This window comes from Sporosarcina sp. FSL K6-1508 (genome assembly GCF_038007465.1).
GTDB lineage: Bacteria > Bacillota > Bacilli > Bacillales_A > Planococcaceae > Sporosarcina > Sporosarcina psychrophila_B.
The window spans coordinates 161,310-174,808 of sequence record NZ_JBBOXF010000001.1; the positions used below are offsets into that span (position 1 = coordinate 161,310).

Consider the following 13,499-nt stretch of genomic DNA (forward strand, 5'->3'; position numbering starts at 1 on the left):
GTACTTGTAAACGGATAACAAGCTACAATGATCGGTTCACCAGTGTTCGGACTGAGGACCTTTTTTGTGTAAGGTGAGGAGGAAACGGGATGGAAAAATGTATTGGTCTCATACAGGAAATCGGCTTCCTAATATTTGTATCGTTCTATCTTTTGCACCGGCTCTAAAAAAAGTCATTGCGATATATGATGTTTTACTTACATTGAAAATGAAGTGAGTTTCAAAATCAGGTATGATAGTTAAATTTTTCATCTCAGCACCTACTAAGTTGCGCTACGATGACAATCATCGACTATCTTGTCTCCACATTCACTACAATGCAAACTTCATAAACAGCCACGCTACTTCCCCATTTGATAACTTTCAATATTCTCGGCTTGCTTCATAAATGGCAAGTAGAATAGTTGTACCCCCTATATTTCAAATTTCATCTTGATTCTTCTCCAATCCGCCATCCGCATGGTTAGATTTAGCAAATTTCCCAGAAAAAGGCCTACCTTCCCCTTGGCTAATTGGGCATGTGACCATTCACAGGGATATGCACACAAAAAAAGATAAGACATGCGCACATGTCTTATCTTCATAAATTACTTACTAGTTGCCGCTACCAGCGATTGAGGACGGGCACCTTTTAATGGATTCGTCTTCTCAAATGCATAGGCGACATTCAAGACGAGATCCTCCCTGAATGCTGGTCCCATAATTTGCATCCCAGCTGGCATTCCTCCAACCAATCCACAAGGAATTGTTAGTGCTGGAAGGCCCGTCAAGTTGCCGGGACCTGTGAATCTAATAATATTTTCAATCAGATCAACATGATTACCGTTAATCGCAACTGTGTCATCGCCAATATTCGGTACGATCAATGGCAATGTCGGTGAGATAAGCACATCCACTTTTTCAAACGCTTTTTGGAAGTCGAGTTTAATCATCCTTCTGATTTGTTGGGCTTGTAAATAGTCAACTGCCGAAGGGATTTCACCAAGTTCAAATAGATACCTGATATCCTCTCCAAAGTCATTCGGGCGTTTTTGCAAGTTCTTATGATGGATCGTACTTGCTTCAGATAACGAAGTGATCAATTCCGCATACTCAGCATATTTCAATGAAGGAATGGATACGACCTCCACTTTGGCCCCTTGGTCGACCAATGCCTGGATGCCTTCACGCACCAATTTCTCCACATTCGAATCGACATCCTTGAAGAAATAATCCTCATTGACACCGATAACCAAATCCTTGACATCCCCCGTTAACTTTTCTGTGTATTTCATTGTCGGGACATTTACGGAAGTCGGATCTTTGCTATCATACCCCGCGAGCACTTCGAGCATTGCCGCCGCATCTGTCACAGTCTTCGTCATCGGACCAATATGATCCAAAGACCAGGCAAGCGGCCAACATCCATATTTACTCACCAATCCATGAGTCGGCTTCAGTCCGACAATACCACAAGCCGATGATGGAATTCGAATTGAACCGGCAGTATCTGTCCCTAACGTCCCAATACTCATATTGGAAGCGATTGCCACTCCCGAGCCTCCGCTCGATCCCCCTGGAATCTTATCCAAATCCCATGGATTACGCGCCGGACCGAAGTGGGGATTATTATTGGTGATGCCCCAAGCATATTCGTGCATATTAAGCTTACCGGTAAAAATGACACCGGACTCTCTAAGGTTTTCGATGACAGTCGCATCGTAATCCGAAACGAAATCACTGTGGATTTTCGATGCCATCGTCGTCACTTCATCTTTGAAGTAAATATTATCTTTAATCCCCATCGGAATCCCGTGAAGCTTGCCGCGGTAATTTCCGTTAGCAATCTCGCTCTCTGCTTTTTTAGCAGACTCTTTCGCACTTTCGTGTGTAATGGTGATATATGCATTGTTCTTGTCATTTAGCGCATCGGCCTGATTCAATACTGCGTCTGTCAGTTCGACCGGAGAAACTTCTTTTTTCTCAATAAGTGGTGCCAATTCTTCTATTGAAAGAGAGATGAGATCTTTACTCAACTTGGTCACCTCCCGCAATATTGCGTAATGAAATGTCATAGCTTTCTAGCGGCAGATCTGTTAGTTGTTCTTTCAGTTTTTCAATCGCTTTCCACCGTGACTCCACCACTTTGTAGTCACCTTCTGGTATTTCCAACCCTTTTGCAGCAAATAGTTCCCGAATTGACACTGTCATTAATAAATCACTCCAATTAGTATTTTATTAAAGCTATTACAATCGGTACAAAATTAAACGCAAAAATTAGAACGAATACCTACAGCTCAACAACGAACAAAAAGATCGTCAACTAGAAAACTATCACCACCAACATATAATCAAATTTTCACATAGCAAATATAGTGTACATTAAATAGTCCGATATATCAAATTATTACAAAATCCATATTATCATTATTCATGTTACAGTACCGGCCAGTATACGAAATAGAATAGAACCCTTTTCGTCGATTTCAGTCGGGGTGCCCAAAAACATTTCGTACATCAAACACATCGATAGTTTTCTCCTCGTTTGTTCAGATTTTGCAACTCAGTTAGAATTAAGTCTAATTTCCTATCCATTGCAAACGTCTTCTATTCTGTAAGCAATAACACATAGGTACCCATTGTTTATTGCTATAGACATATCATCTTTATTAAATCACATCTACTTAGTTCCACCGATTCACTAGTTAATATGTTCAATATATTGTTCGTGTGCCTATCTAACGAAAAGTAACAATCAATTTATATCTTCGAATGAATATGTTAACGTATCAGTTACCAATCCATACCTCTCTACTATATATGAAACAGACTAATACGATTTCCAAGCTTTTTCTACGCTACTTTTACTGGAAGTATTGATATAGCTATGACCTGTTAAGCAGGGATTCCCACGTTCTTCAGTAAGCGTTCAAGAATAAAAAACAAATAAAGACCAGAGATTCATAGATACTTCTGGTGAAGTGCCGAATGGACTCGCCGAAGCATAGGACATATTATCACTAGCAGAACAAGAGCTCGTTCAATGGTTGTTCTTCGAAGGATTTATGCTTGTGAAATTGAGACTTGAATTAGTGTGAAATGCAAAACCAGTCATCCGTATGAATGACTGGTCTTAGTGTGTACTTACTAATTATCAGATTAGTTTCCAAATTGACTGGGTGACTGTCACCCAGTCAACTTTAATAACTTTTAAAAATTACTTTTGCAACTTCACATACTTACTAGAGACATATGCAGTTTTGCCTTTGTAAGTAACTTTATACCACCCTTTTTCTTTCCCTAAAATCGTCAGCTCGCTATTCTTTGATACAGCTCCAACTACTTTCCCGTTGTTTGCTGGGTGAGTGCGTACATATAAGCTATATGCAGTAACGTTTCCTTTACTGACTACGGGTTTTGTTATTATTGGTTTTGTGACTTCAGGTTTAGTTTTATCCGGTGTCGGTTTACTTGGAGTAACGGGTTTTTCTTTTCCGTCATTTCCATCAGATGCAGGACTTTTCAATGCCTGTGCTAATTGTTGATAAAGTTCGCCCGTTGTTTTCACTTTGGAGAACTGACTATCGCTCACCTTAGCTTTCATGGCTAAAGCTTTTATCTCTTCACTAGTTACGACATCATTTACATTGATAGATGCAACATTGGTGTATTTTCCATCTTTCGTTGTCGGTACTTCTAAAATTCCTTTATTGACAAGATCGGCAACTGCTTTATAGTCTGGTGATTTTGTATCTGCATTAATAATCTTCCAATTACTTTGATGAACAGGTGTGTATTCGCCATTCATCTCTTCTTTTAAATATCTAATTGCTAGATTCCGGATGGTACCGCCAGTTTCTCCATAAGCACTTTCATCTTTAGAGGACCAAAGCATATTAAATTTACGTCCTTCCAGTGCCTGCCCTTTTGAGAGAAGGAAGTCCATTCTGTAGGCGTTCATGCCTATTTTAAGTTCATCCTCCATTGTAATTGGAGTTTCATCCAATCTACGTAGATTTTTAATTCGGTCTCCAGGTTTCTTAGACAAATCGATATCATACTTGATGTTACCAAAAAAGTCATTTGTACTGTATTTTGATGAACGACGTGTTTCATCAAAACTAATTGTTACATCTCCTGGGCGTGTGCTATTGAAGTAACCGACTGCCCATTCCATGTAATCCTTCAGATCTTTACCTGTCACTTCATACACAGATACTTCTCCGCCTGCAAACTGATAATTATAGGCAATGTCTTTTTTCTTGATAGGTCCAATATCTAGGAAAGCTTTATCATTATCTATTTGATGCGCCACAACGTCAGCTTTACTGTAGTGAAGCATCACTTCATGGAAAAAGTCTGACAACGGCGTCTCCTGAATTTGAACCGCAGGAATTCCTTTGATTTCATCTTTCGGTACAAGGTTTGTACCTTTTAATTGTCCAACAACAATATTCGCATCCGCACGAGCAAACTCATGAAACGACTCCAATTGGCTTTCCAGCTCACTGTCCGATTCAACAATCGTTCCATCAGCTGATTTAACTGGAATTGCTTTTGCATCTTTATCTTTCAGTACAAACTTTTCGCCCTCACGATTGAATGTCAAATCTATTTGAGAGATATGTGTACCGTATTTATTAGGTTCTGTAATCAAAACCCCATTTACGACTTCTTTTTCAATCAGTATATGATTATGGCCTCCAAAAATGGCAGCTAGCTCAGGTACCGCGTTTGCAACATCACGTACGCCTGTTCCAGGAATCCCATTTTCATTTTCTAGACCCATATGCATGATACCAATCATGACATCTACTTTTCCTTCTAACTCTTTAACTACCTTTTTCGTCTCTTCAACTGGATTTTTAACAACCAATCCTTCTAAGTGATCAGTACCTTTTTCAAACTCAACGATTAATGGAGTGACCATACCGATAATCGCAATTTTAACGCCTTCTTTTTCAATAATCGTATAAGCCGGCAAAAACCGTTCGCCATTCTCTTTGTATACATTCCCCGCCAATTTCGTACCTTTGTACTGACTGGATACCTTATCTAATGTATCCAATCCAAAATTGAACTCATGATTACCATAAGACCATGCATCATAATCCATTTCATTTAAAGCTTTCATTAAGGGTGATTCAGGCTGATCATTGAACAGTTCCGCGGAATTATCCTGAATCATATCACCATTATCCAAAAGGATTGTATTTGGATTCTGATCGCGAACATCTTTAATAATTGTAAACAACTGCGTTAAGCTTCCGCTTAGGTTTGATCCGTCCACTGCATAATCCCAAGGCATGAAACGACCATGTATATCCGATGTTGCTAGGAGCGTAATATTAATCTCCTTTTCTTCCGCATTTACAGTAGTCCGCATGGAAAATGCTCCAGTACCTAGAATCAGCACCACTGCTAAAAAAGTTGGTAACCATTTTTTCAACTTGAATGTTTTCATGAATACTCCCCTTATCTTTCAACTCTTTAGAAAAATCTTAATTAGTATAACATTTACTTATCGAAAATAACTAGACGAGAGGAAAATTCTTTTACCATTTACCTTCACTACACCAAAAAAATAGCCCCTTGATCGATTACTCGATCAAAGAGCTATTTATTTTGCAAGGTCATTAATTTACATAGATTTCTTTATTAAATACAGCTTCGGTTCCTTGGTTGTTTTGGACAGGTGAACGATTGTCACGTACAAGTTTCACTTTTAAACTCGTAATATACTTAGAATCCAAATTGACTGTAACAGTGTTGGTTTCATTGTATCGATATTCTCTATAATCTACGACTTCGACGACTGTATCTAGCCCCGCATCATATTTCCCATTACTATTAGTATCCACGTAAATTATGTCACCATAGGTATTATTATAATAAGTATCATTCGCAACAGAGGCTTTAATCTTCACATCAAACGTATCCATATTTGAATTGGTGCTATAGATCGAACCAATTGAGCTTGTTTTTAGAAGGTCTCCATTGAGCCTAATTTCAAGATCTTCTGCCTCTAAAGATCGAATTGCCTCACTAAAACTAAGTCTAACTGAAGTGCCGTTATTAGTAATGTCACCGTATCTTAATTCTGGTCCATTTTGGTATTGGTTACCACTGACAAATGTCACTTGACCCGCTTCTGCAGACCCAAGTGTATTGCCCGCGTTATCACGAATATTATTGACAGTGAATGCAGCAGTTTGAGTCGTTGTAATTGCAGTTGTTGGTACATGGACTGTTACTGCAACAGATGTCGCTTTATCTGCCGCTCCAGTGATAGCAGTTGTCACATAAGAATTGCTCGGTAATGATCTGCCATCCCACGTATAGTTATTGATGTCTAACAGGCTAGCTATGCTTACCCCACTGTCGGTGTCAATTGCTGTATATGTTGCCGTTTGGTAATCGCCGGGAACTTGTCCGTTTGGCAGCGGCGTATTCGTAACCCCACCCACGATCGGGCGTGTTTGATCTGATGTGATTGAATTTTGAACGGTGAATTCTTTTGTTGTATTAGCATTTGGATTCGGCACTCCTGCTTTATCGACAACCGTGTTGGCTGGCAAGCGTAAAGTATAGGTCCCATTCGGCAAAGAATGTATAATGCTTAATGTATTATTCATAATTACTGCGTTCTGCGCGTTATAATAATTCAGGTAAATTGAAGATTCCGTACCTGTTCGTTGATCAATAACTTTGACGTCAGTATATCTGCCTGCCGCAATATCCTCCGTAAAATTGGCGATAATTTTGCCGTCTTTATATTCAACCGCGGTCAATGCGGGTGCAATATCGTCCTTGCTAAACGTGACACTTGTCGAATAAAGTACCGTACTGTTACCCACTGCATCTTTCACATCTGCATCGATAAATAGAATGGCATTGTAATTATCTCTGAAAGATACGCCTGTACCTGTTAAGACGATTGTTTTTTCATTCGCCCCTGCTGAAGCTGTTAAATTCGTCACTGTACCATTTGAGTAAACGAGACGTGCTTTCCCTACGAATGAAGAAAGATTCATATTTTTATCATATGTGACTTCTACTCTATTTTCTCCAATCACATTTACATGAGTCGCAGTAGGTGCAACTACGTCAGTCGAAATTGTAACTGCTGTTTCTACTGGATTTGGTGCTGTTAAATTGCCGTTATAATCTTTTACATTTTGCAATTTAACGGTTGCTGTCGTGCCTGCTGTCACTTGCTTGCTAGAAGTAACCTCTAAACGGTTTGGATTCGAAGGATTGCTCGTAACCGTTGCTGCACCATTATTGACATAAGCAATTACACCAGCAGCATTCACAGGCTCATCAAATAGAATGGAAAACGAATTCGTCGATGTTTTTGCGGCAGCTGATCCTGACACAATTTTCGGTGCTACTTTATCGTTCGCTTTGACAATTGCTGTATGCTCTTCAACTTTCCCACCTGCTACTGTTTGAATAGCATCCGTTGACTTGAACGCATACTCCCCATCAAAAATCCAATTTGCTGTAATCGTTAACGTTTTACCGTCTTCGGATAATGAGCCTTTCAGTTGGCCAGGGTTGACAGTGGCGCCCGTAACCATTGTAAAGGTCATGTTACGAATTTCATTCGATGCGTCTAATACACTTGTTTTCGTTACAGGTGTAGCAAATTTAACTTCCACTTGTTTCGCGTTAATTGACTTTACTTCAGTTACAAAACGATCGTCCGCTGCATAATCAAATGTCATCGCAATCGTTTTATCTGCTTTTGCTTCGCCTTTTGTAAGCGTTACTACATAATTTCCAGCAGTTGTGCTAGCTGCCACTTTTGCTTCCACGCCTTTTTCAGTAATAAGTGAAGTAACATAGGTTTGAACCGCCGCAAGTTTGTTGGCATCAGTTGCATCATTGCCACGTGACACAGTGACTGCACCCGGTTTTAATTGACCCACTGCTGCCTCAACTGCTACCTTGTCCACATCCACTGGTTCAGGTTTAGGCGTTGCAATTGCTTCACTTCTAAAGACGAATGAAGCCATTTGCCCGCGCGTCACAAGTGCGTTCGGCGAGAACTTTGTAGGGGTTGTACCCGTTGTAATTTCATTAGCATAAAGTGCACGGACAAATTCAACATGCCATTGTTTATCATTGATATCACTAAATGGAAGTTTTACAGATTTCGTTTCCTCGAATTCAAAACCAAGCACAATCATTTTGGCCATTTGTGCCCTTGATAAGCTAGCTCCAGGTTTGAATGTGTTATCTTCATACCCCGAAATGATGCCCGCTTCAACAAGTGCTGCAATATGCCCGTAGTGGGGGCTCGTTTTGCTAACGTCTTTAAATCCTGGATTCTGAACATTTTTCGTGTCCAAACCTAACGCAAGAGCCAATAGTTTTGCAGCATCCTGGCGTGTAATGCTTTGGCCTGGTTTGAACGTACCGTCTGGATACCCACTAATCATGCCTCTTGCAGTAAAGTCCATAACCGCTTCATAAAAGTGGTGACTTGGGATATCCTTAACATCAGAAAAAGTTGGATTCGCCGCCTGTGTATCTACGGGTGCAACTGCAACAAAAGCTCCTGCTGCAACTGTTGTTGCCAACGTCGCTTTAAATAGTTTTTGATAGCTTGATTTTTTCATCTTTAAACCCCCATTTAGCGTAGTGGTACTGTCTGTATATCTTGCAATCTTGTCTATTCTTATAGCAGTGCTTTTTAGATTTCAATAATTACAGGATTGATAAAGGTACTAACTATTCCTACTAATAGTATAATTTAATTGGTAATTTTGTGCAACTTGGTGTCAGGGACTTGTTACTCAATTAAGTAGAAAATAATACAAAAAAGCCCTTTCACCGATTGCTCGATCGAAGGGCTGTTTTACTAGTTATTTGAATAGCTATGGAGAAGGAATCTAGACTACGTGACGGTCATGCAAATCTATCATACCTGCCATCCTTTGCAGTAAGATGGTGATAAAGAGAATCTTTCAAATTCGCTTCGGCGCTCGGGGATGCCTCCCGCCATAAGCCGAGCAGTTGCGCTGCCAGTCTTATGGCTTCGGCTACCCCTTGTAAGGCACCTTCGCTTAGTTTATGCAGGTATTTTTATGTTCAACGTATTATAGTTGCCCAAATTAGCTTTATTTCCCTAGCCAAACCCCATCAGACTTCACAATAAACGCTTCCTCACTCTCAACGCCAGTTGCTGACACAGAAGTAATTCCATACGTATATTGTTTGTTTCGGTTTGCGGTCTTGTCTAAAAACATCGTATTTCCTTTTGTATTATAGACAACGTCTACTATGTTGCGTGGATTTTCATAGGATCCCACTTCGTTTCCTTCAAACCGATAAATCACATATTTTCTTGGTTGTTTGCTAGTTTGGTCTTGGATGATTAGCTTCACTCCAGCTTCTTTCTTGTTGGCTTGTACCCATGTTGGCCCTTCTGGAAGAGCTGCGTCGCTCCATGAAGTTGCTGGCGTTAAAGCAGTATAATTATAAAGTTGTTGCTTTAGGATTGTTGCATAGCCGAGCATATTTTTTTGTATGCTTTTTAAGGAAAAATGCATTTGACCCGCTGCTAGTCGGTTTGCTCTGTTGGCAATTACTTGGTTTGGTAACTCCATTTTGTTTTTCCATGCTTTATCGGCGTCCACGCCGACTTTATAATCAGCTACGCCAATATATAAATTAACGGGATGCACGTAGGCATACGTTTCTACTTCTTTGCTCCACCAGTCTAAGAGAGTCGAATACTTAGCTGCTGAAAATGTTTTAGACCAGTAGATTTGTGGCGTAATATAATCAATGCTGCCATCTTTAATCCATTGCCTGGTGTCTGCATATAAGTCATCATAATTAGTTACACCAGCGCGTGTGTTACTTCCAGTACGGTCCATTGATTGATTGCGCCACACCCCAAATGGTGAAATCCCAAATTGCACATGCGGTTTAGTCGTTTTAATCGTTGAATAGACTTTTTTGACAAGTTGGTTTACATTATCTCGACGCCAATCGGCTATTTTTTTGAAAGAAGATCCATATTTCTTAAATGCAGCTTGATCGGGAAAAGTTTCATTTTTAATTTTATAAGGATAAAAATAATCATCCATATGTACGGCGTCAATATCATAGTTAGCTACTAATTCTTTGACTGTAGCGATTAAATAATTTTGCACTTCAGGAAGACCCGGATTCAAATAATATTGCTTCCCATATTTAACTACCCAGCCAGGATTTGTGCGCGCTACATTACTAGGAGCAAGACTTGCTAATGTTTGTCCCGGCATTGTAACTCGGTAAGGGTTGACCCATGCATGCAGCTCCATACCGCGGCTATGCGCTTCATTAATCATAATTAATAAAGGATCATAGCCAGGATTTTTCCCTTGTTTTCCCCCTGTTATATACGATGACCAAGGCGCCAACTTTGAAGGATATAAAGCATCATTTGTAGGTTTTACTTGATAAATGACTGCATTGAAATTATTGGCTTTTAACTGATCCAATGTTTTCCGTACCCAAGCCGTATATTGAGCTGCATTCATTCCAGGTTTCATATCCACGTTTTGTACGGTTGCAATCCAAGCCGCGCGCATTTCATTCTTAGGCGGAGTCACGCTTGCTCCTTTTACCTGTAAAGGTAGGATTGAAATAAGTAATACGAGTGTCGTAGCGACTGATAATATAGCTTTAAAAAGAGATTTTTTCATTTGAGATAACTTCCTTCCATTATAATCTACTCAAGTCATAACTATCGGGTCATAAAGGACGTTTTAGCAATTGCTTTCCAGAAACATACTCGTGCTTCCATGCCAATCATACCATGTTTTGGTACTTATTCGATCCTTGAAATTAATATTTTTTCATTTGCCAATCATCTATCTTCAATAAAATCGTCCTGCCTCCACAATGGGAAACAGGACTCGGTAATTGTATTTGGGACTAGGTGATATGGTTGAAATTCTTTTTAAGTAGTTCCACTTGCTCTAAAGTTTTTGGACATTTCGATAGTTTTGTTGGACTCCCTCCGTTTATTCGAGTCTTTCTAGGAATAGTTTCATAGCGCAAACAATTGGCAAATTGCAGTGAAAGAATGTCAATTTCCATTTCACAACTTCCTTCATTAAGCTGAGTCTTCAGAATCCAAATAACCTCTTTTATCGAAATTAAAGCTTTTGAAGCGGAACTTGCAATACAAGATGACGAGCTGCTCCGGCAATACAAAAATCATCGTATAGAATAAAACAAAGCATATAACTGTTATGACGGCCCCTTCGATATCGGCCAAATTGAATGTTCTAACGGTAAATTGAATGATAAACACAAGTCCAGTACTTCCAATAATAACTGCTGGAATATACGTTTTCGTTTCGAATTTCGCTCGGAGTTCATCTCGTTTCGATCCTTTTCGATACTTCCCTTTTCTCAATAAAATAGAAAAACGGATGACTATAGCTACCAAAAACAAGGCACCAAAAAGCAAGGTTACCATTGTAAATGTCAGGAGTGAACTTTCTGGAATCTCCGGGTTCTCTCCTAGTAAAAATAACCCGCAGATATAAAAGGATAATGTTATAGCATTTTGTGAAACTAAAATAGATACGAGATATTGTGTTTTTTGACTTCTTTTATAAATAAACGGAATCGCATAGATCGCGGACAGGATAACTATAACTCCTGTAATCCAGAAATGAACTGTAAGTATCTGATCTTTAAATGGAAAGTTCGTCATTCTTCCCAGTACTGTATATTCCAGGTAGTAAATCAGGATTTGCATGAAGACCCCCAAAACGAGTGCTCCGCCGAGTGCATTGGGGCTTTGTCTGCCAGATACCAGTGGTTCACGTAGTACGGCTACATCTTCGATTGTTAAATTTTTTAACAAAACAGGGTGTCCTCCATTCATTTCCATTTGATTAGATCATAAACAATTTACAAGCGGTAAACTTTGGGATTTATAATCGATGCCTACAGTATATATGATCGGTCGAAAGCGGGCGTTGGGCGGTTCACGGCGAGCTTTGAGCGGTCTCTTGTCTCTTCCGATATATGGGCGGTACACAGCGAGTTTTGAGCGATCTCATCCGATATATGAGCGGTACACAGCGAGTTTTGAGCGGTCTCATCCGATATATGGGCGGTTCACGGCGAGTTTTGAGCGGTCTCATCCGATATATGGGCGGTCCGCAGCGGGCTTTGAGCGGTCTCATCCGATATATGAGCGGTCCACGGCGAGCTTCGGGCGGTCGCACTCAATAGATAACCTAGTAGCCAATTATATTCCTAAAAACAGCTAAAAATGGTGCAATCATGGGTAGCATTGCAAAGTTTTTTATTTTACTGATTCAAATTTGAAGTTTTCCATTTTCACGACTTGGTTATCTTGTTCGAGTGTGTCGATAAGTACTTCTTGTTCAGGCGTTATGTTCAAAGAGAATGGAACTGCATGGTTCGGTTGAATAGTATTAATACTGAAATCATTGGAGAGTCCCATATCTGCACTTTCCGTAATCATTCGATTTAACTCTTTATAGACTTCGCTATCGCCGATCGTTATACCGGCTTCTTCGGACGCTTTCAATAATTGCAATGAAAGTGTCTATTCCCCAACTTCTTAATCCACTCTTCCTTCTTTTGTCTAGTTTCATAGCGTAAAGAATTGTCAATTTCCATTTCACAACTTCCTTCCTTTAGCTGAGTCTTCAGAATCCAAATAACCTCTTTTATCGAAATTAAAGCTTTTGAAGCGGAACTTGCAATACAAGATAACGAGTTGCTCCGGCAATACAAAAATCATCGTATAGAATACTGCGAAGCTAAGGATTGCAATCATAGCATCCTCTAAATCGGCCAAATTGTATGTTCTAACGGCAAATTGAATGATGAATAAAAGAGCAGTACTTCCAATAATAACAGCTGGAATATATGTCTTTTTTTCAAATTTTGCTCGGAGTTCATCTCGTTTAGAACCCTTGCGATACATCCCTTTCCTCAATAAAATAGAAAAGCGGATAACTGTAACTATAAAAAGCAAGGCACCTAAACACAAGGTTACCATTGTAAATGTCAGCAATGAACTTTCTGAAACTTCCTGGTTCTCTCCTAGTAAAAATAACCCGATGATATAACTGGATACTGCGAAAAAGTTTTGCGAGACTAGAATGGTTAGTAGATATTGTGTTTTTTGACTTTTTCTATAAATAAGTGGAATCGCATAGATCACGGATAGGATAACTAAAACTGTTGTAATCCAAAAATGAACTGCAAGTATCTGATCTTTATATGGGAAGTTCGTCACACTTCCCAGTACTGTATATTCCAGATAGTAAATCAGGCTTTGCATGAAGGCCCCCAAAACAAGGGCACCAGCAAGTGCGTTGGGACTTTGTCTGCCCGATACCAAGGGTTCACGTAGTACGGCTACATCTTCGATTGTTAAATTCTTCAACAAATTAGGGTTCTCTCCATTCATTTCCATCCTCGTCTTTTGTTCGCTTACCTAAGTACCTATTGATGGCTAATCCCAT

The 13,499-nt window shown here is 39.7% G+C and carries 8 protein-coding genes; all 8 read right to left on the reverse strand.

The genetic code is table 11. From position 1 onward, the window contains the following. Positions 1-587: 587 nt before the first annotated feature. Complete coding sequence (locus tag MKZ11_RS00665; RefSeq protein ID WP_340792155.1) at positions 588-2,015, reverse strand: amidase; 1,428 nt, start codon at positions 2,013-2,015, stop codon at positions 588-590. After that, the gene (locus tag MKZ11_RS00670; RefSeq protein WP_340792156.1) at positions 2,008-2,190 is read right to left on the reverse strand and encodes a hypothetical protein; all 183 of its coding nucleotides are present in this window, start codon (positions 2,188-2,190) and stop codon (positions 2,008-2,010) included. Before MKZ11_RS00670 ends, MKZ11_RS00665 begins: the two co-directional genes overlap by 8 nt. A gap of 1,006 nt (positions 2,191-3,196) precedes the next feature. After that, a complete protein-coding gene (locus MKZ11_RS00675; protein ID WP_340792157.1) occupies positions 3,197-5,443 on the reverse strand; it encodes a 5'-nucleotidase C-terminal domain-containing protein in 2,247 nt (748 codons plus the stop codon). Between the two features lie 172 nt (positions 5,444-5,615). Next, entirely contained in the window at positions 5,616-8,606 is a 2,991-nt protein-coding gene (locus tag MKZ11_RS00680; RefSeq protein ID WP_340792158.1) for an S-layer homology domain-containing protein, read from the reverse strand. A gap of 501 nt (positions 8,607-9,107) precedes the next feature. Continuing rightward, entirely contained in the window at positions 9,108-10,682 is a 1,575-nt protein-coding gene (locus tag MKZ11_RS00685) for a glycoside hydrolase family 10 protein (RefSeq protein ID WP_340792159.1), read from the reverse strand. Between the two features lie 413 nt (positions 10,683-11,095). Further along, positions 11,096-11,857, reverse strand: coding sequence for an ABC transporter ATPase (locus tag MKZ11_RS00690; RefSeq protein ID WP_340792160.1), 762 nt, complete (start codon positions 11,855-11,857; stop codon positions 11,096-11,098). A gap of 447 nt (positions 11,858-12,304) precedes the next feature. Continuing rightward, positions 12,305-12,562 carry a hypothetical protein gene (locus tag MKZ11_RS00695; RefSeq protein WP_340792161.1) on the reverse strand — a complete coding sequence of 86 codons (258 nt, stop codon included), beginning with the start codon at positions 12,560-12,562 and terminating at the stop codon, positions 12,305-12,307. Positions 12,563-12,646: 84 nt separating this feature from the next. Beyond that, a complete protein-coding gene (locus MKZ11_RS00700; RefSeq protein ID WP_340792162.1) occupies positions 12,647-13,423 on the reverse strand; it encodes an ABC transporter ATPase in 777 nt (258 codons plus the stop codon). Between the last annotated feature and the right edge of the window lie 76 nt (positions 13,424-13,499).